The sequence below is a fragment of the Enterobacter sp. E14S genome (assembly GCF_055666685.1).
On the sequence record NZ_JBVODQ010000002.1, the window covers coordinates 193,885 to 219,306 of the forward strand.

Here is a 25,422-nt window from a genome sequence, read left to right on the forward strand (position 1 = left end):
ATAATATAGTAGTTGAAAATTCTTAAGAAATTTCTTATTGCGGATAAATGATCTGTGTATTTGATTTTGCATCGATCATTATTCTAATATTGCGCATCAAGAACGATACCGTGAAGTTGGCGTAGCAAAAACAAAGAGGGATGTTGAGATGGCTGACAGTTTTCAGAATGAGGTGCCTAAGGCACGTATTAACCTGAAGCTTGACCTGCATACAGGCGGGGCAAGCAAGAAAATGGAATTACCGCTGAAATTACTGGTTGCGGGTGATTTCAGTAATGGGCAAGAGTCTGCTCAAATATCTGAGCGTGAGAAAGTTAACATTACGAAAAATAATTTCGACAGTGTTCTTTCTGAATACTCCCCAAAACTTAATCTAACCGTTAAAAATACGCTCTCTGATGATGGTGGTGAGGACAATGTTCAGCTGACTTTCCAGAGCATGAAAGATTTCACGCCAGAGCAGGTGGCTGCTCAGATACCGCAGCTGAAGGCGATGCTGGCGATGCGCAACTTGCTTCGCGATCTGAAGGCCAATTTGCTGGATAACCAGACTTTCCGAAAAGAGCTGGAAAAAATCCTTCTGGACCAGTCTCTTAGTGCTGAACTGCGAAATGAACTATCCGCACTGGCATCAAGAAAATCGTAACCATCACGCTGTTTTAACGGATTAAACAAGGAATGCTCATGTCTGTACAAAATAATATTGCCGGTAGTGAAAGCGTGGTGCTGGAACGTCCTGCTGCGGGTGGGGTTTACGCCTCCCTGTTTGAGAAAATCAATCTGAATCCTGTCTCCGAGTTGAGCGCGTTAGACCTCTGGCAAGATGCGCAGGCGATGTCAGATGCAACCGCTGATGAGCGTCTGACTGCAGGTATGCAGGTCTTTCTGGAATGTCTGACCAAAGCAGGCGCGAAGGTCGAAAAACTGGATAAAAGCCTTATCGATCATCACATCGCTGAGCTCGATTACCAGATCAGCCGCCAGCTGGACGCGGTTATGCACCATGACGAGTTTCAGGCGGTCGAAAGCCTGTGGCGTGGGGTGAAATCACTGATTGATAAAACAGATTTTCGCCAGAACGTGAAAATTGAGCTTCTGAGTATGTCCAAAGAAGACCTGCGGCAGGACTTTGAAGATACCCCGGAAATCATCCAGAGTGGTCTGTATAAACACACCTACATTGATGAATATGATACTCCAGGCGGCGAGCCGATTGCGGCACTGATTTCCGCTTACGAGTTTGATGCTTCAGCGCAGGATGTCGCTCTGCTTCGCAACATCTCCAAAGTATCCGCTGCTGCACATATGCCGTTTATCGGCTCAGCAGGCCCGAAATTCTTTCTTAAAGAGTCCATGGAAGACGTCGCGGCGATTAAAGATATTGGTAATTATTTTGACCGCGCAGAGTACATCAAGTGGAAATCGTTCCGCGATACTGATGACGCTCGCTACATCGGCCTGGTCATGCCGCGCGTATTGGGACGTTTGCCGTATGGCCCGGACACCGTTCCGGTTCGCAGCTTCAACTATGTCGAAGAAGTCAAAGGTCCCGATCACGACAAATACCTGTGGACCAATGCATCGTTTGCCTTCGCGTCCAACATGGTGCGCAGCTTTATCAATAATGGCTGGTGTGTACAAATCCGTGGCCCGCAGGCTGGTGGTGCGGTTCAGGACCTGCCTATCCATCTGTACGATCTCGGTACCGGCAATCAGGTAAAAATCCCGAGCGAAGTGATGATTCCTGAAACCCGTGAATTCGAATTCGCGAATCTGGGATTCATTCCTTTGTCCTACTACAAAAACCGCGACTACGCGTGCTTCTTCTCAGCCAACTCAACTCAGAAACCGGCGCTGTATGACACCGCTGATGCGACGGCTAACAGCCGCATCAACGCCCGTCTTCCGTACATCTTCCTGCTGTCGCGTATCGCCCACTATCTGAAGCTGATTCAGCGCGAGAACATCGGTACCACCAAAGATCGCCGACTGCTGGAACTGGAGCTGAACACGTGGGTCCGCAGCCTGGTGACCGAAATGACCGACCCGGGCGACGAGTTGCAGGCTTCTCACCCGCTGCGCGACGCGAAGGTGGTAGTGGAAGACATCGAAGACAACCCGGGCTTCTTCCGCGTGAAGCTGTACGCCGTTCCGCACTTCCAGGTGGAGGGCATGGACGTCAATCTGTCGCTGGTTTCCCAGATGCCGAAAGCGAAATCGTAAAAACAGGCAGGAAGCCGATGAAAACGGAACAACCGTTATGGGGTAGGGGCATTATGGTCTCTCCCCAGCATTTTCAGCAACAGGTCGCGTATGCGGCCTGGTCTGCCGAATGTATTGCCCGGCTGGGCCTCTCCTGTCCATGGGGGGTAATTAATGCCACCTTCGAACCGGAAGCTCTCAGGCTTGGACGTCTGCAGGCTCATCATCTGCATGTCCGTTTTCAGGACGGTACGCTGATTGATACAGATAATGCCGATACTCCGCCTCCGGTCCTGTCGCTTGAAAGCGAATCGCAGGAGGTGACGGTGGTACTGGCACTCCCACTACTGCGGTCGAACGGCGGCAACTGCCTCAAACCCGAAGAAGTGGCCGAGCGTCCGGTGCGATATCGTCAGCGCTGGCGGGATGTGCGCAATGCCTATGGAGATGATACCCGTCAGATTGCCGTAATGCAGCCCGAACTGACCCTGCGTTTTGCGCATCAGAACAACAGCGATTACCTGATTTGTCCGGTCGCCCGACTGCAGCAAGACTCGCAGGGTACATGGCAATTAGACGAGACGTTTCTTCCTCCACTGTTGACTCTCCAGGGCAGCCGTTGGCTGGTTACCCAGCTTGAACAACTCATGACCCAACTGCGGGCTCGTCTGTGCCGTCTGATGGCGATGCGGCGTGAAAGCAATGAGCGTATGGCTGACTTCGCCGTGGCCGATGTATCACTGTTCTGGCTGCTCAACGCGCTGAACAGCGCTGAGCCCGTGCTTGGCCAGTTCCAGCGTAACCTGCAAAGCCCGCCGGAGCGTCTGTATCCGGAACTTTCTCGCCTGGCAGGGAGCCTGCTGACCTTCTCTCTGGAACATCAGGTGAGCGCTATACCGATCTGGCACCACGAGCAACTCAATATGGTGTTTCCGCCGCTGTTTGATTTGCTTGGCGATCTGCTTGAAGCCAGCTTGCCGTCCCGCGTGGTGGCCCTGTCACTCGACTATGACCCACGACTGCACTTCTGGCAGGCTCGACTGCATGACCCGCGCCTGCGCGAAGGGGCTGATTACTATCTTTCTGTGCGCTCGCCGATCCCAGTAGCGCAACTGCAGGAACAGTTCCCGCGTCAGTGTAAGGTGGGCAGTCCTGACCATGTGCGGGGGATCGTCAACTCTTCCCGCGTGGGCGTGCCGTTGATGCCATTGCGCCATGTACCAGCCGCCATTCCGCTGCGCCTGGAAAATCAGTATTTCAGTCTCGATCTCTCCCATCCTCTGGCGACTGAGATGCTCCAGAGTGGGACGTGTATGTTTTACGTCCCGGGCATGCTGGGCGAGCCTGAACTTGAACTCTTTGCGGTACTGAGAACATGAGTGAACGTAAACACGGCGCTGCCGTATCTATTGATATTGACGCACTGCTGCAGGATACCTGGCTGCAGGTCATTAGCCTTCGCCATGGACCGCAGTTTCAGGAAGGTGAAGGTCGGATTTTGTGGGAGCGCTGTATCGCTGACGTGGAGCGCGTTCAGCGCGAACTGAAAGCGAGTGAACTCGACGAAGCCAGCTGTGAGCATATCCTCACTGCACAATGTGCATTGCTTGACGAGGCGGTCAAAGGACGAGGTGTGGAGGATGACGCCTGTGTGCAGTGGTATGACATTCCCCTGCAGGGACACTTCCTCGGCACGATGGACGCTGGTGACACCCTGTGTGACAGGATGCGCGATGTGCTGCGCGAACCAGCACCAGACATTGCCGTACTGACCTGCTTCCAGCGGGTAATGATGCTTGGATTCCTGGGGGGCTATCGCGCGCTGAACGATCCTGAACGCCAGAAGCTGGTCAGCGCACTCAGTGAACATGTCGCGCCGTTCAGCTATCCGCAGACCCACCCTGTTCTGGCAGAAAGCCGAGCCGGGTGGGGAATGGGCGGATGGCTCGCATCATGGCCTGCACGTATTGGACTATGCGTGATTGTTCTTGCCGCGCTCTGGTGGGGACTGGATCGTTGGCTCGATCAGATGCTGCTGACCCTGCTGCCGGGAGCCATAAAATGAGTCCTGCACAACAGCGCGGGCTTGCGCTGTGGGCAGCCCTGCTGAGTGCAGTGGTCTGTCTGGCTTTTCTGCCGGTATCCCGGCTGGCTTCAGTGCTCGTTCTGCTGGCTATGCTCGGGGTTATCTTCGTGTTCTGGTATATCACCAAACCTCGTGCGGAGCATGACGTCACCCTGCTTCTGGATGACCTTCCTGAAGCCACTTACCGTCAGCCCGTGGTGCTGGTTTGTGGCGATCTGCCGCTGACCTGGCCGCAGCAGTCATCAGTACTCATCGTCACGCAGGGATGCTGGATCCGTGTTGAGGATCATCAGGATCTGGAGCAGGTTGCCCGTCAGGTACTGTGGCAGCGTCCGGACTGGGGACGTCAGATGTCAGTGATGGTCAGTGTCTGCCCGCAGAAACACGTTGACAGTGAAGCCCTGACAAGTCGTCTGCTGGCTCTGCGCTGGCAAATCAGCCAGTTGCGTAAAGAAACGGGACATTCTGTGCCATTGATTTTGAATGGTCAGATCGGCAGCGCAATGACGGATGACATGCTCTGGCAGGCCGCAATGCCGGGTGAAGGGTGGACTGTCTGGCGTGAGTCGAGTGCGCCTTGTTCAATTGCCGCGTGGGTCTCCACTGGCGGTGCGCCTGTGATGCAGCAGCAGGTGCTGATGAACAGCCTGATGAGCTGGTTCCATCAGCATGTCCAGGCGGTATTCATCGATGATAATCCTGATGTCCCGGCCATTGCACCTGCAGCGCTGCTGTGGGGAATGGGACCGATTCTTGCCGGAAGCCTTGCATCATCAGCCTGGACGTCGTGGTTATCGCGTCATACTGCCATGCAGCAGGTGACCGGCTGGCAGCCCAGGGGGACGGACAGTACGGTGATCTCACCCTTTCCGGATTTCATCCTGCCGCTGCTACCGGAGGGAAGTGGACTCACTCCCCAGGCCCGCACCTGGCGCTGTGCCCTTGGTCTTTTCACCCTGGCGGCCATCGCCGCGCTGCTCAGCAGTGGCTGGAACAATCGCCAGCTGCTGCATCGCGTGAGCTTCGATATAGCCCGTTATGACAGCCTCTCCATGGATGACTACGGCCCGAAGGCTAGCGCAGTAGCGGCCCTTCGTGAGAATGCGGCGCTGCTGGATGACTATGCACGTAACGGCGTACTGGCCCGACTGGGTCTGGGGCTTTATCAGGGGGAACGTCTACGGATGCCCCTTCTGGAAGCGATCCGCTCGTATATGCCGCCGCCTCCTAAACCGCAGCCAACCCCAAAACCGGTGCCGAAAATTGTGAGGCTCGACAGCATGTCACTTTTCGATTCCGGCAAGTTCGAGCTGAAGGCGGGTTCCACCAAAATGCTGGTGAATTCTCTGGTCGGCGTGAAGGCGAAGCCCGGCTGGCTGATTGTCGTGTCAGGGCATACCGATAACACCGGCAATCCGCAACTAAACCAGACGTTGTCTCTGAAACGTGCCGAAGCGGTGCGCAGCTGGATGCGTGACACCGGAGACGTGCCGGAAAGCTGTTTTGCGGTGCAGGGCTATGGCGAAAGCCGCCCTGTCGCAACCAACGACACCCCGGAAGGGCGTGCGCTTAACCGCCGTGTCGAAATCAGTCTGGTACCGCAGGCAAGTGCCTGTCAGATACCCGGCAAACACATGGCGCCATCGCAGGATGATGGCGTCTCAGAAAATAAAACGGAGTAATTAACATGGCAATTCCTGTTTATCTTTGGCTGAAGGACGACGGCGGCGCGGACATCAAAGGGTCTGTTGACGTTCAGGATCGTGAAGGCAGCATCGAAGTGGTTGCACAGGAGCATAACCTGTACATCCCGACCGACAACAATACCGGCAAGCTGACCGGCACCCGCATCCACACGCCGTTCCTGTTCACGAAGGAAATCGATTCCTCCAGCCCGTACCTGTACAAGGCGGTGACCACGGGTCAGACCCTAAAATCCGCTGAGTTCAAGTGGTACAAAATCAACGACGCGGGCCAGGAAGTGGAGTACTTCAACACCAAACTGGAAAACGTGAAGGTAGTGAAAGTGAATCCTGAAATGTATGACATCAAGGATCCTTCTAAAGAGAAGCACAACCACCTTGAACGCGTTGAACTGCGTTACGAAAAAATCACCTGGACCTACAAAGACGGCAACATCATTCATTCCGACTCCTGGAACGAACGCGCCACGGCGTAATCCTGATGCGGGCAGGTTTTCCTGTCCGCAGTTTTTTGCTGAATGCCTGAGATGCGGGCACTCAGCAAAGAAAAAACAATCTGCCTGCCTGACCTTATGCGCTTTGGTGAACAGCGAGGGGCGGTAGCGTGCCCAGGAACCGACAAAGAGAGAATCTCATGGAAAATCCAGCCATCCTGTTACGTCGTCTGAACCCTTACTGTGCCCGTGCGATGGAAGGCGCGGCGTCGCTCTGCCAGACCCGCGCCCATGCGGAAATTTTGCCGGAGCACTGGCTGCTAAAACTGCTGGAGCAGGGGGAAGGTGACCTGACGGTGTTGGCGCGTCGCTATGAATGGGATATGGATGGCATCTGGCAGGATTTGCTTGGCTGGCTCGACAGGCAACCTCGCTCCGTGCGCCATCGCCCCCAGCTGTCTGATGCCATTCAGACGCTGATGCAGGAAGCCTGGATGATTGCCTCCCTTAACAGCGAAGAGCACATTCGCAGCGTCCATCTGCTGATGGCCCTGGTGGAAAAACCAAAACTGGCGCGTTGTGACGGCCTTTGGCCGTTGTTAACGCTTGCTCAAAGCCAGCTGGAGCGCCTGCGGCCTTTGCTGGATGCACAATCGGATGAACGTCTGGAAATGCAGCGCGAAGCAGAACTGGCGCAGAGCCACGGTGGTGAGGTGGAATTTGTCGGGCGTCCGGCTGGTGTGGAAATGAAAGAGGGGGAACTGAGCCCTGCGCTGCAGAACGCACTGGATAAATTCACCCTCGATGTCACTGCCAAAGCGAAGGAAGGGAAGATCGATCCTGTGTTTGGCCGCGACACAGAAATCCGCCAGATGGTGGACATCCTTTCCCGCCGCCGTAAAAACAATCCGATCCTGGTCGGCGAGCCGGGCGTGGGGAAAACTGCACTGGTTGAAGGTCTGGCGTTGCGTATAACCGAGGGTAATGTGCCGGAATCCCTCAAAACGGTCACTCTCCGCACCCTTGACCTGGGCCTGCTGCAGGCTGGCGCGGGCGTGAAAGGTGAGTTCGAACAGCGTCTGAAAAACGTCATCGACGCGGTGCAGCAATCGCCTGTACCTGTTCTGCTTTTTATTGATGAAGCGCATACCATCATTGGCGCAGGTAATCAGGCGGGTGGTGCAGATGCGGCCAACCTGCTGAAACCGGCGCTGGCGCGTGGCGAACTGCGTACTATTGCGGCCACCACCTGGTCTGAATACAAACAATACTTCGAGCGTGACGCCGCCCTGGAACGTCGTTTCCAGATGGTAAAAGTGGATGAGCCTGACGATGACACTGCCTGCCTGATGCTCCGTGGCCTGAAATCCCGCTATGCCGAACACCACAATGTGCATATCACCGACGATGCGGTTCGTGCGGCAGTTACTCTTTCACGTCGTTATCTGACCGGGCGTCAGCTTCCTGATAAAGCGGTCGATCTGCTGGACACCGCTGCCGCACGCGTGCGTATGAGCCTCGACACCGTACCGGAACAGCTAACCCGACTTCGCGCGAGTATCGCTGCGCTCGACATGGAGAAGCAGGCGTTACTGGAAGATATCGCCATTGGCAATCAGTGTCATGCCGAGCGTTTAAGCGAGATTGAGCAGGAAGAGGTGCGCCAGATAGTGACACTCGACGAACTGGAAACCCAGTACGGTCAGGAGATAAAACTCACCGAGCAGCTACGCGAAAGCCGTCAGGATATATCACGCCAGCGTGAGACTCACAGGCTGCAACAGGAGCTTAACGAGATGCAGCGCAGCAACCCGCTGCTCTCCCTGGATGTGGATGTCCGCACCGTTGCCAACGTGATTGCCGACTGGACAGGCGTGCCGTTGTCATCACTGATGAAGGACGAGCAGACCGAACTGCTGACTCTGGAAAATGAAATCGGTAAACGTGTGGTTGGGCAGGATGTGGCGCTTGAGGCTATCGCCCGGCGTCTGCGTGCGGCAAAAACAGGCCTTACGTCCGAGAACGGTCCGTTGGGCGTATTCCTGCTGGTGGGACCGAGCGGGGTGGGGAAAACCGAAACCGCGCTTGCGCTGGCCGATGTCATGTACGGCGGCGAGAAGTCACTCATTACGATTAACCTTTCTGAATACCAGGAACCGCACACGGTTTCCCAGCTGAAAGGCTCTCCGCCGGGCTACGTGGGTTACGGCCAGGGCGGTATCCTCACCGAAGCTGTGCGCAAGCGTCCGTACAGCGTGGTGCTGCTGGATGAAGTGGAAAAAGCCCACCGCGACGTGATGAACCTTTTTTATCAGGTGTTTGATCGCGGCTTTATGCGCGACGGCGAAGGGCGTGAAATCGACTTCCGCAACACCGTTATTCTGATGACCTCCAACCTCGGCAGCGACCACCTGATGCAGTTGCTGGATGACAACCCGGAAGCCACGGAAGCAGACCTACACGAACTGCTGCGCCCAATCCTGCGCGATCATTTCCAGCCCGCGTTACTCGCCCGCTTCCAGACGGTGATTTACCGTCCGCTGGCTGAAGCAGCCATGCGTACCATTGTGGAAATGAAACTGTCACAGGTCAGCAAGCGCTTGCACCGCCACTACGGGCTGACCACGCAAATTGACGAGAGTCTCTATGACGCGCTGACCACAGCCTGCTTGCTGCCGGATACGGGGGCGCGTAACGTTGACAGTCTGCTGAATCAACAAATTCTGCCGGTGCTGAGTCAGCAATTGCTCACCCACATGGCCGCAAAACAGAAACCAGCGTCGTTACGCCTTGGCTGGGATGATGAAGAAGGGATCGGCCTGGAATTTGAATGGAATCAGGGGGTAACGTATGAGCACTAATCCTCCGATCAGATACAGCCACAACCACCACCTGCTCGTGGTGAAAGGCTGTGAAGCCGAACCCGATGTGCTGGCTTTTGTTGGCGACGAAGCCCTGAGCCGACCGTTCAGCTACCGTGTTGAGTTCACCAGCCGCGACCACGGCATCAGCAAAGAGATGATGCTGATGAAGCCCGGCTCGCTGACGCTGCAGGCCCCGGTTGACCAGGGCTACGGCATCAAAATCCAGCAGCCGCTGCGGGTGATTCAGGGGGTGGTGACCGGTTTTGAACGCCTTGGCACCTCAAAAGATGAAACGCATTACGCCCTGACGCTGCAACCGCGTCTGGTGCTGCTTGACCGTTCGCACCAGAACGCCATTTACCAGGACATGTCGGTCCCGCAAATTGTGGAAAAAATCCTGCGCGAGCGTCACGGCATGCGCGGTCAGGATTTTCTGTTCTCGCTCACAAAAGAGTATCCGCGCCGTGAGCAGGTGATGCAGTACGGCGAGGACGATCTGCACTTCATCACCCGCCTGCTGGGCGAAGTGGGCATCTGGTTTCGCTTCACCACCGACACGCGCCTGAATATTGATGTGGTGGAGTTTTACGACAGCCAGCAGGGTTACGAGAAAGGCCTGAGCCTGCCGTCGGTGCCGCCGTCCGGGCAGCACTCGCAGGGTGTGGACTCGGTGTGGGGGATGGAAAGCCATCACAGCGTGGTGCAGAAGCAGGTCAGCACCCGCGAATACAACTACCGTCAGGCCACGGAAAACATGAATACTCTGGTTGACGTCACCCGGGGGGACGCGACCACGTACGGGGAAGCGTACCACTATGCCGATAATTATCTGACGCCGGGCAGCGCGTATGACCTCAATCCGGCGCCCGAGTCCGGTGCGTTTTATGCCCGCATCCGGCATGAGCGTTACCTGAATGGCCAGACGCAGACCCGGGCCATCACCAGCAGTCCGGCGCTCTCTCCGGGGATGCTGCTGAAAGTCACCGGCGGGTATGAAGTGGCTGACGTGTTTGCGCATGGCGTGGTCATCACGGCGATGCAGACCCACGCGCGGAGGGATGAAGACTTTAGCCTTCGTTTTGACGGCATTCCGGACAGCCCGGATTTCAGCTTCCGCCCTGAGCCCGGCTCACGTCCGGTGATGGCCGGGACGCTGCCGGCACGTGTCACGAGCACCACTGAGAACGACACCTACGGCCATATCGATAAAGACGGCCGCTACCGCGTCAGCATGCTGTTTGACAGGGACAGCTGGGAGACCGGGTTCGAGAGCCTGTGGGTGCGCCAGTCCCGCCCGTATGCCGGCGACACCTACGGCCTGCACCTGCCTCTGCTGGCGGGCACCGAAGTGGCGATTGGCTTTGAGGACGGCAATCCGGACAGGCCGTACATCTCCGGCGTGCTGCACGACTCGGCCCACGGCGACCACGTCACCATCCAGAACTACAAGCGTAACGTCCTGCGGACCCCGGCAAACAACAAAATCCGCCTCGATGACGAGCGCGGAAAAGAGCATATCAAGGTCAGCACCGAGTACGGCGGCAAGAGCCAGCTGAATCTCGGGCATCTGGTCGACAGCGAGAAACAGCAGCGCGGGGAGGGGTTTGAGCTCAGGACGGACAGCTGGGGTGCTATTCGTGCACAGCAGGGTATTTTCATCACCGCCGATGCACAAATCAAAGGTCAGGGACAGGTTCTGGCGATGGATGCGGCGCTGGGGACACTCAATCAGGCGCAGCAGTTAGCGAAGTCACTGAGCGATGCTGTAGCCACTGCACAGGCTGAACTCGCGCAGATCCAGGCACAAAAAACATTGCTGGAATCCTCTATCAAGGATCTGCAGCAGTCCGCGTTGCTGATGAGCGCCCCGGGCGGGATAGCTCAGGCATCACCGCAAAGTATTCAAATCAGCAGCGGACAGAACTTTATTCAGACCTCCGGCGAGAACAGTGACTTTAGCGTCTTCAAAAAATTCACCGTTGCGGCAGGCGAGATCATCAGTCTGTTTGCCAAAACGCTGGGCATCAAAATCTACGCTAATAAAGGCAAGGTGGATATTCAGGCTCAGGGGGATGAAATGGCACTGACCTCCCTGAAGGCCATGAAAATTATCAGCAAGGGTGATGAGGTTTATATCCAGGCCAGTAAAAAACTGACGCTGAGCTGTGGCAAAACGGCGGTGGTGATTGAGCCGTCGGGGATCACGATTTTGGCTCCGGGTGATGTGAATGCCAAATGCGCCAGTATCAACCAACTGGCCCCTCAAAGCTTCAGTCCGGTGCAGCCTGAATTACCACCTGAAGCAACCTGTGTGGAGAGCGCCCGCTGATGAAGAGTATTGCGACGATAGCGGAATGCCTGAATGCAAGACAGGATGAATACCGGTATTTGTTAATCGACCCATTGAAGCCAGTAATGTCATGGAATCCCTTGCATCCTGATTGCCTGAAAGAGGGGAAAGGTTCTAATTTCTTGCAGCGGGTACTGCGTCCAGACCTGGCATGGTCACCGGAGCACTGTCCATTGTTAGTGCTGCTGGCTTCGCCTGGCGAAAATTGCGATGAAAGGTTAATTGAAGAGAGTGAAGAATATGCTCTCGGTGAAGTCCTGTATGAGAAACGCTATGTTTGCGGCTGGATGAGCGCTTCATTAGATCCTCAAGAAATGGCGACCTGGCTTGCAGAGTTGTGTAAAAAAATTAGACCGGGCGCAATTGTGCCAGTGTTTGAACCCCTGCGCCTTGAGCTGTTACGGAGCACGGCAGATCCCGCTCAGTTGTCCACGTTGCTGGCACCCATCGGTCGCTGGATATTCCTTTCTGCTACAGGAGAACGGACGGTCTTGTCAGGTGCAGTAAACAGTAAGGAATGGCAACTAAAATGGGGGACTGAACAGGCACTGGATAACTATCGTGATATCTGGCGTCTGCTTTCTGCGTGGGGTCTTACCTCAGGACCTCTACCGACAGACGCTGCCCGACAGGCAGCAAAAGCCTGGGCTGGATCGGGCAAGGTTGGGCTTAACCATCTGAGCGATCGGATTTTTCTCGTACTTAATTCGCTGACGTTACCAGCCAGCGTGACCATACACGATGAAATGAAGGCGCTCCTGCAAAAAGTGGCCAGTAACCCAGATTTGCATCTCACGCAACTTATGAAAACGCTCCCGGACGCAGTCTGGCAGGAACAGCGCTCGCCTGAGCCGAAAGTGGAAGGAATAATTTAATGATGGGTACGCGAGATAAGGCAGGCAGTAACGCCGAAGCAAGTCAGCAGGCAGCAGTTGTTCCGTCAGGTTGTAAAGCCTGTAAACGCGAGGGCGTTGCCATTTATCCTCTGCGCGTGGCCGCAATTCCACAGCCTCTGGTAAATACCGGTTGGCAACCTGCGGTTCCTCCCCAGGATATTGAGCTAACAGGGGGGGAGTTTAAATATGCCCTTCGCACATTGCGTCAGGGCTATGTTTATGTCCTGCTGGACAAATCAGTCTGGCAGGCCTACCAGGTCACCGCCGAAGGCTTTTTACGTCAGTTCAATGCCTACGAGATGCCGGAAAGCGAAACAGTGGATTCATTGAGCCCGGCATGCCTGACGCAAAACCATGATGTGCTGGCAAGCTTCATCAATATTGATCCTAACTACTCGCAGGCGATGGTCGGATTTAGCAGCGATCCATGGTGTAAAACGGTCCTGGATGAATATAAAAGTGGAAAGCGTCCTGCTACACGTTTTACGCAGGTTACCGTCTCTGATGGAAAAGCGACGATAGAAGGAGCAAGCCGGAGCCTGACACTCGATCCCTCTTTGTCTGCGCTCAAAAGCAACGCGCTGGAGTTTGCGACGGAATCTTTCCCTTCCGTCGTCGGCAAAGATGCCGACCCTGACGGGGCCCATGGCTTTCATCCGCGAATGGAAAAGAGCAAACAAACCGCCCTGGGGAACCATATTGCTCAGCTGCAACAGCAGTATGGCGCTCCTGTAAAAGCCATCGTACTGGATGACGTCATGGGCGTGGTGGAGGAAATTAACCACGGTCGCCTGGATGTGGTTCAGGCGCTTGCCACGTTCACGTCTGAAAAGAGCAACATTCACCAGAAAACCATTTCAGATGCGATTGTGCAGCTACGGGCATCCACAACAAAGCAGACTGAAAACGATCCGAAGATTCAGGGATTCTCCACGCCGGGTTACAGCACTTCGTATTCCGTCAGCCGTGAAAGTGCGGTTGCTATTGAGTTACGAAAAGCTCTGGGCCGCATGGAGGAATACTACGACGAGCCTGCGCGTGCGGCTTTTGCCAGCAGTTGGCAGTCAACCGTGGACGGTTATAAGCAACAGATGGCAGCTATCTGGCAGGATCTCGACAATCTGTATACCTCTGCGCTGTGGCTGGTGCTTCTGAATAACGACTACTCGCCGGAAACCAGCGTAATCAGCTGGCACTTCCAACTGCGAACCATTACCGCTTGTCTCCAGGGTAGCCTGGCCGGGTGCGATACTGAAAAGATCCAACAAGGGGGCAAAAAACCGCAGTGGGCAGGCTGGCTGGCAGATCCAATGAGCCCACCGCTGATGGCTTTGCTGCGCAATAAGCATGATTTTTCAACAGAAGTGTTCAATGGATCGCTGACCTATTCGAACCTGAAAGCAGTGCTGAACAGCAAAGAGGCCAGCGCTTTTGTTAACAATAAAGCGTACCAGCAATTAGCTGCGAGCCTGGTCAGTGCGATTGGCGGGGCGTACAGCGGTCTGTGGAGCCTGCTGTCTGAATCAGCTAAAGGCGGTGTGTTAAGGACGTTGCAGGGGGTGGCGTATGTGGCGGAAGGCAGCCCGGTTGTAACCGTTTTTACCGGGGAAATGACCATCCGGGATTATCAGAATCTTTTGCGCACCCAGCTTGATGTTCATGGGAAATCGCCCCTGACTATGCAGACCGAAGAGGCTGGCGGAGCAATGCGTTCAACGCGTGTTGGGCACTGGTTACAGGTTACCGACCCGGTCGTGCTGGAGCAAAGAATCCAGGTTCGCCTGACGGCTCCGCTGAGCAATCAGGGGAAATTATCCGGCATTACCATGCTGACACCGGATGTGATTGATAACTCATTAACTCGCGGTGAAATCGCGCTGGGCCCGGCAGAGATGCGCGGCATAGGCCGCTACCAGGCCACAATATCGACCGATTTCCAGAGTGGCCTGCTGGGGTTGATCCTGGCCGGAATATTGATTAATACCACCTTCAATAATATTGAAGCCCTGAAAACGGCGATGCCGGGTGATACGCAGGCGCAAATGTCCATGACCTCGGGCTCGCTGATTGCGCTAGCCTGCGGGGTTGAAATACTGGGCCAGGGCTCGGCGGTGCTGAACTTATTTAATAAGGGAGATCTGTTGATCAGAGGGGCTGGGATTATTGGAGGATTGGCGGGTATTGTTGATGGAATAGCTCTAGGGATGAAAACTTGGGCATTAATTGAATCAGGTGACACAATGGCTGCATTGTTTTATGGGTTTGCAGCTATATCTACGCTTATTGCCGGTGGTGTTGGGTTTTCATCTAGTATCGTTGGTAATTTTGCCTTATTTAGTGAAACCGCTCTTTTACTTGGTCCAGTTGGCTGGTGCATCGCGCTGGGTGTCGTGGCTGTAACGTTGATGACGATTGGCAACGCTTATACCCGTTCACCGCTGGAACGCTGGTTGACACATACCTGCTTTGGTAACCGCGACGAGTGTGATGAGAGTGAGGTTGTGTGGCATAAGGAGAGCCTCTCTGATATGCGCGAAGCCATGAAGGCGCTGAATGTCATTGCCAGCGGCGTGTCTGCCCAACTTGTAGGTGATTGGTTCGCCGATATGACGAACAACACTCGATTGCTGGGCAACCGGATGATGGCGGCTCGGGTTATCCTTGCCGACTGTAGCCCTACGGGATCCGACTGGCTGGTGGAACTGACCGCTACGGGTGGTGGGTCACATCAGGTGCTGGCCCGCAGTGGATCGGTTGCAAAGCTAACAGGACTAAAAACACCAGAACCGCAGAGCTATGAAACAGCGGCCCAGCAGATTGGTCGAGGAGAATTGACGCCTATGGTACCCGCCGTGATGACAAAGGCAATATCTGCAACCTCTCTGAACGCCAGCTGGCTGGTCGCTGAAGGAAAACCGCAGGGGCTGCAATTGGATGGTGAATTCCCGTTGAACCTGTCCCGTTTCACCGGCGCTGAGTTGACGGTCACCTACTGGCCGGATAAAACTCAGCAGGATTATAGTTTACAGTTGACCACCCAACTGGACATCTAATTCAATAAGGATGTCAATTTATGCCACTGCTCACTTTTGAAGAACCCCAACCGAGATTAAATCCTCCAGTCAGCTGCTGGCGGGAAGATATGCCTGAAAACCACGAGCCGCAGTTAGTGCCTCCCCAACTTCGTTGGTTGACAACACAGAACGATACTTACCTGGAAGTCCCGCGTTACAGTACAGAAGTCATTTGGTGGGGAATGCTCTTTACAGCAGTTTTAATTTTCGGAGTAATGATTTTCTTTGTTATTCTCTGCTTGTCGATGTGTTTTTATCTTTTTGCATCTATCGGCTTCTTTATATTTTCCTCAATGATATCCTTTTTTGTTAAAATGTATTTTGTTGTTCCTCGTAACCTACCTCTCCGCTTTAACCGTAAACGGCAAAAAATTTATATATTTAACTACAATCATTCACGCCTTCCATGGCTTAACTGGCCAGTCTCCATCAGGGTGTACAACTGGGAGGATGTTTACGGCGAAATAATTTTTTCCCCTACGCCAGGAGACCGGGGATACCGTCTGTATGGTGCGGTTTGTGAGCCAGGTACTTATAATGTTGTAGATCGTTTTCTGTTGGCAAGAGAATGGGAGGAGCGGGAGCAGCTCAACCAAATCTGGAGCTATCTGTGCATCTATATGAAAGGCGAATCCGATTTGCCGGAGCCGAGATTTAAGGGCCGTCCGGATTTCTGGCGACCGCGTAAGGCAGATAAGTGGCCTGATGAAATGGAACGCGAGTCAACCACAGCTCCAACTGAAACTCTGCAATCCTGGACTGATAAAATCCGCCTGCATAATAGCCTGTAACCGATCACTCAACTGGACAGTTAATTCGTTAAGGACGCGACACAATGCCACTACTTAATATTGAATCACAGCCCAGACTGAATCCGCCGATCAGCTGCTGGCGGGAAGATATGCCTGAAAACCACGAACCGCAGTTAGTGCCTCCCCAACTGCGTTGGTTATCAACACGAAATGATATTTATCTGGAAGTGCCGCGCTTTGGCACGGAAATTATCTGGCGGGGGGTGTTATTTAGTGCAGTTTTAATGTGCGTTTTAGATATTGGTACGTTGGTGTTTTCCCTTGTTTTACAGGCCAAAAGCGGGAGTTATGCTTTTGGAATTATGGGATTAGTGTCACTTGTTGTATTTTCTTTCTTAGCATTTTTAGAGTTTAAAATATATTTTATTGCTCCCCGTAACCAGCCTATTCGTCTGAACCGTAAACGGCAAAAAATATATATCTTCGACTATAACCGGTCGCGCCTTCCATGGCTTAACTGGCCAGTCTCCATCAGGGTGTATAACTGGGGAGATGTTTATGGCGAAATCAGCTTTTCCCCTACGCCGGGAGACAGGGGATATCGTTTGTATGGTGCGATTTGCGAGCCAGGTACTTATAATGTTGTGGATCGTTTTCTGTTGGCAAGAGAATGGGAGGAGCGGGAGCAGCTCAACCAAATCTGGAGCTATCTGTGCATCTATATGAAAGGCGAATCCGATTTACCGGAGCCGAGATTTAAAGGTCGTCCGGATTTCTGGCGACCGCGTAAGGCAGATAAGTGGCCTGATGAAATGGAACGCGAGTCAACCACAGCTCCAACTGAAACTCTGCAATCCTGGACTGATAAAATCCGCCTGAATAATAGCCTGTAACTGATCACTCAACTGGACAGTTAATTCGTTAAGGATGCGACACAATGCCACTACTTACTATTGAATCACAGCCAAGACTGAATCCGCCGATCAGCTGCTGGCGGGAAGATATGCCTGAAAACCACGAGCCGCAGTTAGTGCCTCCACAACTGCGTTGGTTGACAACAAGGAACGATACCTATCTGGAAGTGCCACGCTATGGTACGGAGGTGATCTGGTGGGGAATGCTCGGGAGCGCGATTTTAACCTTTGGGTTAATGGTTTTTATGTTAACGATTTCTATTTTGATACAGAATATATATCTTATAATCGTAACATTAGTTGTATTTTTCTCACTTCTTCTTTTTTGCTTGAAAATGTATTTCGTTACTCCCCGTAACCAGCCTCTTCGTCTGAACCGTAAACGGCAAAAAATTTATATTTACGACTATAACCGGTCGCGCCTTCCATGGCTGAACTGGCCAGTCTCCATCAGGGTGTACAACTGGGAAGATATTTACGGGGAAATCAGTTTTTCACCTACGTCAGGGGACCGGGGATACCGCTTGTATGGTGCGGTTTGCGAGCCAGGTACTTATAATGTTGTGGATCGTTTTCTGTTGGCAAGAGAATGGGAGGAGCGGGAGCAGCTCAACCAAATCTGGAGCTATCTGTGCATCTATATGAAAGGCGAATCCGATTTTCCGGAGCCGAGATTTAAGGGCCGTCCGGATTTCTGGCGACCACGTAAGGCAGATAAATGGCCTGATGAAATGGAACGCGAGTCAACCACAGCTCCAACTGAAACTATGCAATCCTGGACTGATAAAATCCGCCTGAATAATAGCCTGTAACCGATTACTCAACTGGACAGTTAATTCGTTAAGGACGCGACACAATGCCACTACTTAATATTGAATCACAGCCCAGACTGAATCCGCCGATCAGCTGCTGGCGGGAGGATATGCCTGAAAGCCACGAGCCTCAGCTTGTACCACCTCAGTTGCGTTGCATGACAACGCGGAATGATATTTACCTGGAGGTGCCGCGATACAGTACAGAGGTGTCGTGGTGGATGATGCTGCCAATAGCTATTTTACTATCGGGAATAGCGCTTGTTTTTATCACAATGTTTTTCCTAATGAGTTTTTATATATTAGTTGTTATTGGTTTGGCTGCTTTTATTCCAATGGTCGTATTTGTGCTGAAAATGTCTTATGTTGTTCCACGTGATCAACCGCTTAGGTTGAACCGCAAGCGCCAAAAACTCTACCTGTTTAATTACAACCGTTCGCGACTGCCTTGGCTGAACTGGCCAGTGTCCATCAAAGTGTACAACTGGGCAGATGTGTATGGGGAAATTATGTTCTCTGGAGTAGGCGGTGACAGAGGATATCACTTATACGGAGCGATTTGTGAACCGGGGACTTACAACGTAGTGGATCGTTTTCTGCTGGCAAAAGAGTGGGAAGAGCGGGAGCAGCTCAACCAAATCTGGAGCTATCTGTGCATCTATATGAAAGGCGAATCCGATTTGCCGGAGCCGAGATTTAAGGGCCGTCCGGATTTCTGGCGACCGCGTAAGGCAGAAAAATGGCCAGAAGATATGGAGCGAGAATCCACGACTGCCCCGCAGGACACAATCAAGCCGTAGCGGATAAAACCAACCGGGGGCAATAGACTGAAACTCAATACTCAACTGGCCCGCTAACCCGACAAGGAAGCCGCATTATGGTACTACACACTTTTGATAAATCGTAGCCAGGGTTAGTTCGCTCATCAATAGCTTAACTTTATATTGGCCTGCGAAATACTAGTTGAAAAGTGGTGTCACTTTTTCATGTCATTTTAGGTTGCTATTAATCACCCCCACCGTAAGATCAAACCTATGCCTGTTGATTTAAAAAATATCCCAGAGCCAAGTGTCAGACCTGCACCGCCAAAGTTCGTACGAGCACTAATGGTTCTTGTAGTTCTGATTGGTCTGAGTATTACCCTGTCTCGCTTATTCACCGGGAATAACAACGTATGGTTTTCTGTTATTGTGCCCACAGTGATTATTGGTGGCGTGATTTTTGTCAGGCTTATTAATTATCTGGTCCAGCAGTTAGTGGCGAATTCACATGACATGCTAAGAGAGAAAACCATTATCCAGGAGGTGCGCCGGGGACGGAGGGCGTTACAAATATTATTCGCTGAGTGCTGTACCGCGCATTCTCTGTGTGAAACTCCATTTGCATCAAGAAGTAATAGTCTTGTGAATAATGAAAATGTTCTCTTCCCCCAGCGCTCCTGGCGTGGTGAAGAAAATGTTCGCTTAAGCCAGTTGCCAAGGCCAATAAAAATTAAAGAAGAAAAGCATCTTAGCATGCTTTTCGCAGTCCTTGCCGAAAGGCTTGCAATATCGTTTTCTGCTTATCCAAAGGAAAGACCTGTCATGGTGTTACTGGATTTCACGTCATCAATACCTGAGAAAAAAGCCATTAATTTATGGCAGCAGGCATGGCAGAATGCAGGTATTCAACAAACCTTAAACCGTATTAATTCTTTTGGTGCTCAGGCCGTTGATGAATGGCTGGATCACAATATTCGAAGTGATGCCCTCTTGTTGGTTTTATCCTGGCATTATGCGCCCATTAATACCCGAGATTCTGCAGAAGCGATATGTGGAGTATTGTTTGGCAATCGTCTTACGCAAGAAACGCTTCCTTCACTTGCTATTCTTCATCGTCCGGAATCTGGTGAAGGTACCGATGAGGACTTGCGTTATGCCATTACGCAGGCGCTGGACTGGGGACCAGTAAAAAGTAGTGAAATACAACATCTCTGGTTAAGTGGCGTGGAGGATGAGATGGATAATTACGCCACTCTTATAAAGGCGATTGCAGATTCTGACCTCAAAAACGTATCTCAAAAGACAGGCACTCACAATTTTAACGATTATCTTGGCGATCCGGGAAAGACCGGAGTCTGGTTAGCTATTGTTGCTGCCACACAGTCGATGCAGCAACAGCGGGTGCATCATTTATTAATTTGTCGCGAACAGCAGAATGGAAAGTTCTGGAATATGGTTGTATCCCCTACAGTACTCGATGAGGAGCGCGAAGAATGAGGTATATTCTATCAAAGATTAAGAAACCAGAATTGGGATTCTGGTGTTTAATGCTGGTCGCTCTGGGGGTGGGGGGGGGGATTTTCTGCCTGACTAAATGGTATCCCGAAAAATTGAACCTTATTAAGGATACTCCCACCTGGTATAAATGGTTTTACGGCTCTGCGGCGGGAAGCTTAGCGATACTGGCATTTGCACTCTTTCTTTATTTCGGCGCAAAAGCAGAAGGAAGGCAGAGTTTTAATAAAAAGCGTAATAATTCTCAGGGTGACGATGTCAAAGAACTAGCCAAAGTCACTGTATCTTCTGTTACCCCTTCTGTTGCTTTAAGTCTTCAGATTCGCGATCACCTCCGCCATCGATATACCTTCTTCTGGCACAACAAAACTCGTCTGCTGTTAATCACTGGCGATGAGGCGGCAATCGAACAACTGGTGCCCGGCCTGCAACAGCAGCAGTGGCTTGAAGGCAACCGCACCGTGCTGATTTACGGCGGCAGCCTGGCATCGGAGCCTGACCGAGAAAAATACATCGCGCTGCGTAAACTGCGCCGCGGGCGTCCGCTGGACGGGATTGTCCGTGTATTGCCGCAGTCGCTTAATCTGACCCCACAAATCAGCGACAGCGATTTACGCGGCCTGGAAAAAATCAGCGAACTGCTGCGTTATTCCGCTCCGGTCTGGCTGTGGCAACTGTGCAGCAGTAACTGGTCGCAGGGTACGCGTCCTGAGCAGGCGGTAGGCGCAAGCTTTCCACCACGCGCAAAAGAAGACGATATTATCTGCCAGCTGGAGCGGATGCTGTCGCCCCTGCGGGCGCGGGGTATGAGCCAGGTCGCGGAAAAGAACAGCCACGACTTTCTGCTGCGCCTGAGCCAGCACCTGAAGGACGGCACTGTCACCCGCTGGGCTCAGCAACTGGTGCCATGGCTCTCTGGTTCTCAGCAGCGCGTTCCGTTGCGGGGGTTGATGTTCAGCCTGCCGGAGAATAAATCTGCCGGTACGCCAGCGGGAACAGCCGACGCTGAGCAGTATATCCCGGAATCACAACGCCATGTTCTGACCCTGCCGGTGACCTGGCAGGGAATCGTTAATGATTGTACACGCGTACGTGGCCGTCGTGTCGGTATGGCGTGGGAGCAGGCCCTCGCATGGACGCTGTTGACCATTATCTGTGTCTGGGGGGCGGGGACGCTGCTGTCGTTTGCCGTCAACCGATCACAGATAGTTTCTGTTGCGCAGCAGGCTCATGCCCTAGTGGAGCACCCTTCCGTATCGGATTACCAGCTGACGGCTCTGCATGCCCTGCACAATGACGCGAGTCGCCTGCAGCATCATGTTCGTGACGGTGCTCCGTGGTATCAGCGCTTCGGTCTTGACCATAATCAGCAGTTGCTCAACGCAATGCTGCCCTGGTACGGCGTGGCGAATAACCGGCTAATACGCGACCCGGCAAATGCTGCCCTGGCGCAAAAGCTCACCGCCCTGATCAACTCAGCACCCAACAGCGACCAGCGTGCACAGCTGGCGAAGCCGGGTTATGACCAGCTTAAAGCCTGGCTGATGATGGCCCGTCCGGATAAAGTTGACGGCGCGTTTTATGCGCAGACCCTGAAAACCGTGCAGCCGACACGAATGGGTATTTCTACCGGTCTGTGGCAAAGCCTGTCGCCGGATTTGTGGGCCTTCTACATCACCGAACTGCCTAAGCAGCCACAGTGGAAAATCACACCGGATGCGCAGCTGGTCAGCCAGAGTCGCCAGGTGCTGTTGCAGCAGATTGGTCGCCGCAATGCAGAAAGCACGCTGTACGAGAACATGCTCAAATCGGTGCGCCGTAACTTTGCCGATGTGTCCCTCGAAGACATGACCAGCGGTACCGATGCGCGGCGACTGCTCACCACCGATGAAGTGGTGCCGGGCATGTTCACCCGTCAGGCATGGGAAGGGGGGATTCAGCAGGCCATCGAAAAGGCCGCAAATTCTCGACGGGATGAAATCGACTGGGTGCTGAGCGATTCCCGTAAAGCCGTATCGGCGGACATGTCGCCGGAAGCGCTCAAAGCACGCCTGACAGAGCGTTACTTCACTGACTTTGCCGGCAGCTGGCTGAACTTCCTTAACAGTCTGCGCTGGAATTCTGTGAACAATATTGCCGATGTGATCGACCAGTTGACGCTAATGAGTGATATCCGCCAGTCTCCACTGATTGCCCTGATGAACACCATCGCCTGGCAGGGGCAGACCGGCCAGCAAAGCGAAGGCCTTTCGGACTCCATTATCAAATCGGCAAAAGATCTGGTTGGTGGAAAAGACAAACCCGCAATTGACCAGTCTGCGACAGGTCCACAGGGACCACTGGATGAAACTTTCGGTCCGCTGCTTCAGCTTCTCGGCAAAAACACGGGCAGCAACGTCATGTCGGCTGACAACTCACTGAGCCTGCAGACCTATCTGACCCGTATCACCCGCGTGCGTCTTCGCTTGCAGCAGGTGGCCAGTGCCTCAGATCCGCAGGAGATGATGCAAACCCTGGCGCAGACCGTATTTCAGGGAAAAAGTGTGGATCTGACCGACACCCAGCAATATGGCAGTCTGATTTCGGCAAGCCTTGGTGAAGAGTGGAGTGGTTTTGGTAGCACGATGTTTGTGCAGCCGCTGACCCAGGCCTGGGAGACCGTACTCCAGCCGTCGGCGGCGAGCCTGAATGACAAATGGAGCCGCTCCGTGGTGGCGAACTGGCGCACCGCCTTTGACGGGCGCTTCCCGTTCGCTGCGGGCAAGAGTGACGCCTCTTTGCCGATGCTGGCAGAGTTCATCCGTAAAGACAGTGGGCGCATAGATCGATTCCTGACCACAGAACTCAATGGAGTGCTTCACAAAGAAGGCAGCCAGTGGGTACCGGATAAGGTCAACAGCCAGGGGCTGAGCTTTAACCCGGCCTTCCTGCGGGCCATTAACCAGCTGAGCGAGTTGTCAGACATTCTGTTTACCGATGGCAGTCAGGGTATCAGCTTTGATCTGCAGGCGCGTCCTGTGCCGCAGGTAGTGGAGACGCAGCTAACAATTGATGGACAAAAACTGCACTACTTCAACCAGATGGCCGACTGGCAAAGCTTCCGCTGGCCGGGAGACACTTACAAACCAGGAACGATGCTGACATGGACCTCCGTCAATGCAGGCGCGCGTCTGTTCGGGGATTACCGAGGGACCTGGGGCTTTATTCGCTGGCTGGATCAGGGCAAACGGCAGCAGCTTGACCGCAGTCAGTGGATGGTGAGTTTTACCGCCCCGGATGGTAGTACGCTGCAGTGGGTGTTGCGTTCACAGCTGGGCAGCGGGCCGCTGGCATTACTGGCACTGCGCGGCTTCACGCTGCCGGACCAGATTTTCAGCGTTGACAGCGCGGCCACGGCCCAGGCTCTGATGGCCAATACGGAAATCAGTGACATGGATGGAATCGAATAATGAGCACTCTTCAGAATCTGGTTGCCGCTTGTCAGGCGGACGAAACTGAGCTGCGGCAGCAGGCACAGGCGCGCACGGAACGCTGGCATCCCTGGCTTTCCCCTATCAGCGATACCCGTCCTGCTGGGGACGAGCCGGGATATGACGATGATTTCCAGCGTATAAGAGAGGAGGTCAATAAACTCTCCGGCATCGATACCGGGCTGATTTGTACGCTTGCCGAAAAACTGCTGACCACCACCGCCAAAGATATCCGTATTGCGACTTATTACTGCTGGGCCCGTCTGCATCAGGACGGAGAAGCTGGCTTTGCCGAAGGGCTTGAACTGCTGGCGGGATTACTGCAACGCTACGGAGCGCAGCTTTATCCGCAGCGGGAGCGAAGCCGTAAACCGGCGCTGGAGTGGCTTGCAGGCTCTCGTCTGCTTGATAGTCTGTCCTTGTGGCCTGAAGTGGTACGCGACGATGCTATGCGCACTACCGGTGCGCTGCTGCTCATCCACAGCAGTCTGGACGCTGAGCCAGAAGCGTCCTGTCCGGATCTGAATGCGCTTTACAGCGCGCTGGAGTCTCGCCTGATGAAGGCCGGTGGCGTGGATGCTTTGGTTCCACAGAACGCCGCCAGTAACACCCCTCAGTCACAGACCTCTGCACACACGACAGAGCATGACGCTCCAGCCCTGAGCCGCATCACGTCCGGTCAGGATTTGTTGACTCAGGCCCGTACCCTTGCGGGGTATTTGCGTGAACAACCCGATGGATGGCTTTCCGCACACCGGCTGATGAAAAGCCTGCGTCATGACACGCTGAGAGCGATCCCCGCACCTGATGCCGAGGGGAAAACGCGCATTGAACCGCCGCGTGCTGACCAAAGGGCCATGCTCAAACGGTTGTACCTGCAGCAGAGCTGGCTGGAGATACTCGAACATGCGGACAGCACCTTCTCGCGTGGCGCCAACCACCTCTGGCTGGATTTGCAGTGGTATATCCATCAGGCTCTGATGAAGTCGGGGCAGGATGTGCTGGCCCACATTATCATCGCCGATCTGAAAGGGCTGCTGCGACGCCTCACCGGGCTTGAAACGCTGGCCTTTAATGACGGTACGCCGTTTGCCGATGAGGTCACTCTGAACTGGATAAACCAGAGCGTGCTGGACGATATGTCCGGCTGGCGTGATGAGCAGGTCAGTACCGTGAGCGTGGAGGATAACGATATCCTGGCCCTCGAGCCGGAAGCGCTGGAAAAAGCAGATACGGATGGCCTGGATGCCACACTCCACTGGCTGCAGACACGTCCGGGGACGGACTCTATGAAAGACAAATGGTTGCTGCGCCTGCTGATGGCTCGCGTGGCGGAGCAGAAGGGCAGGAATGAACTGGCGCTGCATCTGCTGGGTGAACTTGAAGGTACGGCGGAGTCAATCACCCTTACGCAGTGGACTCCGGCGCTGCTGTTTGAAGTGAAATCGCGTCGCCTCAGACTGTTGCGTATAAAAGCCACCCGCAGTGAAACCGACAAAGCACGGCTTCAGCCAGAGATGGATTTGCTTCTGGCTGGTCTTATCGTACTTGATCCTGCCAGTGCTGCGGTGCTGTGTGGTTAGCGTGAA

The 25,422-nt window shown here is 53.7% G+C and carries 17 protein-coding genes; all 17 read left to right on the plus strand.

The window, feature by feature from the left end:
* The first annotated feature begins 148 nt into the window (after positions 1 to 148).
* The 17 genes from tssB (at position 149) to tssA (ending at position 25,416) form a co-directional block, all read left to right on the plus strand.
* Complete coding sequence (gene tssB / locus ACZ6J2_RS06145) at positions 149 to 646, plus strand: type VI secretion system contractile sheath small subunit (protein ID WP_471725184.1); 498 nt, start codon at positions 149 to 151, stop codon at positions 644 to 646.
* A gap of 32 nt (positions 647 to 678) precedes the next feature.
* Positions 679 to 2,223: a type VI secretion system contractile sheath large subunit gene (gene tssC / locus ACZ6J2_RS06150; RefSeq protein WP_033146134.1), complete on the plus strand. Its 1,545-nt coding sequence runs from the start codon at positions 679 to 681 to the stop codon at positions 2,221 to 2,223.
* 17 nt (positions 2,224 to 2,240) lie between these two features.
* Positions 2,241 to 3,581: a type VI secretion system baseplate subunit TssK gene (tssK, locus tag ACZ6J2_RS06155; RefSeq protein ID WP_471725185.1), complete on the plus strand. Its 1,341-nt coding sequence runs from the start codon at positions 2,241 to 2,243 to the stop codon at positions 3,579 to 3,581.
* Positions 3,578 to 4,267, plus strand: a complete 690-nt coding sequence (gene tssL / locus ACZ6J2_RS06160; protein WP_471725186.1) for a type VI secretion system protein TssL, short form — start codon at positions 3,578 to 3,580, stop codon at positions 4,265 to 4,267. The genes tssK and tssL overlap by 4 nt, the downstream gene beginning before the upstream one ends.
* Entirely contained in the window at positions 4,264 to 5,970 is a 1,707-nt protein-coding gene (locus tag ACZ6J2_RS06165) for an OmpA family protein (protein WP_471725187.1), read from the plus strand. The genes tssL and ACZ6J2_RS06165 overlap by 4 nt, the downstream gene beginning before the upstream one ends.
* Before the next feature lie 5 nt (positions 5,971 to 5,975).
* Positions 5,976 to 6,467, plus strand: coding sequence for a type VI secretion system effector Hcp (gene hcp / locus ACZ6J2_RS06170; protein ID WP_023325816.1), 492 nt, complete (start codon positions 5,976 to 5,978; stop codon positions 6,465 to 6,467).
* 158 nt (positions 6,468 to 6,625) lie between these two features.
* Positions 6,626 to 9,286 carry a type VI secretion system ATPase TssH gene (tssH, locus tag ACZ6J2_RS06175; RefSeq protein WP_471725188.1) on the plus strand — a complete coding sequence of 887 codons (2,661 nt, stop codon included), beginning with the start codon at positions 6,626 to 6,628 and terminating at the stop codon, positions 9,284 to 9,286.
* Positions 9,276 to 11,618, plus strand: coding sequence for a type VI secretion system Vgr family protein (locus ACZ6J2_RS06180; protein ID WP_471725189.1), 2,343 nt, complete (start codon positions 9,276 to 9,278; stop codon positions 11,616 to 11,618). Before tssH ends, ACZ6J2_RS06180 begins: the two co-directional genes overlap by 11 nt.
* The gene (locus ACZ6J2_RS06185; RefSeq protein WP_471725190.1) at positions 11,618 to 12,514 is read left to right on the plus strand and encodes a hypothetical protein; all 897 of its coding nucleotides are present in this window, start codon (positions 11,618 to 11,620) and stop codon (positions 12,512 to 12,514) included. Before ACZ6J2_RS06180 ends, ACZ6J2_RS06185 begins: the two co-directional genes overlap by 1 nt.
* Positions 12,514 to 15,588, plus strand: a complete 3,075-nt coding sequence (locus tag ACZ6J2_RS06190) for a T6SS effector BTH_I2691 family protein (protein WP_471725191.1) — start codon at positions 12,514 to 12,516, stop codon at positions 15,586 to 15,588. The genes ACZ6J2_RS06185 and ACZ6J2_RS06190 overlap by 1 nt, the downstream gene beginning before the upstream one ends.
* A gap of 20 nt (positions 15,589 to 15,608) precedes the next feature.
* Positions 15,609 to 16,400 (plus strand): DUF6708 domain-containing protein, encoded by a 792-nt coding sequence (locus tag ACZ6J2_RS06195; RefSeq protein ID WP_471725192.1) that lies wholly within the window; start codon positions 15,609 to 15,611, stop codon positions 16,398 to 16,400.
* Between the two features lie 44 nt (positions 16,401 to 16,444).
* Entirely contained in the window at positions 16,445 to 17,254 is an 810-nt protein-coding gene (locus tag ACZ6J2_RS06200; RefSeq protein ID WP_471725193.1) for a DUF6708 domain-containing protein, read from the plus strand.
* A gap of 44 nt (positions 17,255 to 17,298) precedes the next feature.
* Positions 17,299 to 18,087, plus strand: coding sequence for a DUF6708 domain-containing protein (locus ACZ6J2_RS06205; protein ID WP_471725194.1), 789 nt, complete (start codon positions 17,299 to 17,301; stop codon positions 18,085 to 18,087).
* A 44-nt stretch (positions 18,088 to 18,131) separates the two neighbouring features.
* Entirely contained in the window at positions 18,132 to 18,887 is a 756-nt protein-coding gene (locus ACZ6J2_RS06210; RefSeq protein WP_096150706.1) for a DUF6708 domain-containing protein, read from the plus strand.
* A 234-nt stretch (positions 18,888 to 19,121) separates the two neighbouring features.
* A complete protein-coding gene (locus tag ACZ6J2_RS06215; protein WP_471725195.1) occupies positions 19,122 to 20,345 on the plus strand; it encodes a hypothetical protein in 1,224 nt (407 codons plus the stop codon).
* Complete coding sequence (locus ACZ6J2_RS06220) at positions 20,342 to 23,812, plus strand: ImcF-related family protein (RefSeq protein ID WP_471725196.1); 3,471 nt, start codon at positions 20,342 to 20,344, stop codon at positions 23,810 to 23,812. The genes ACZ6J2_RS06215 and ACZ6J2_RS06220 overlap by 4 nt, the downstream gene beginning before the upstream one ends.
* On the plus strand, positions 23,812 to 25,416 hold the full coding sequence (gene tssA, locus ACZ6J2_RS06225; protein ID WP_471725197.1) for a type VI secretion system protein TssA: 1,605 nt from the start codon (positions 23,812 to 23,814) through the stop codon (positions 25,414 to 25,416). Before ACZ6J2_RS06220 ends, tssA begins: the two co-directional genes overlap by 1 nt.
* The last annotated feature ends 6 nt before the right edge of the window (positions 25,417 to 25,422 follow it).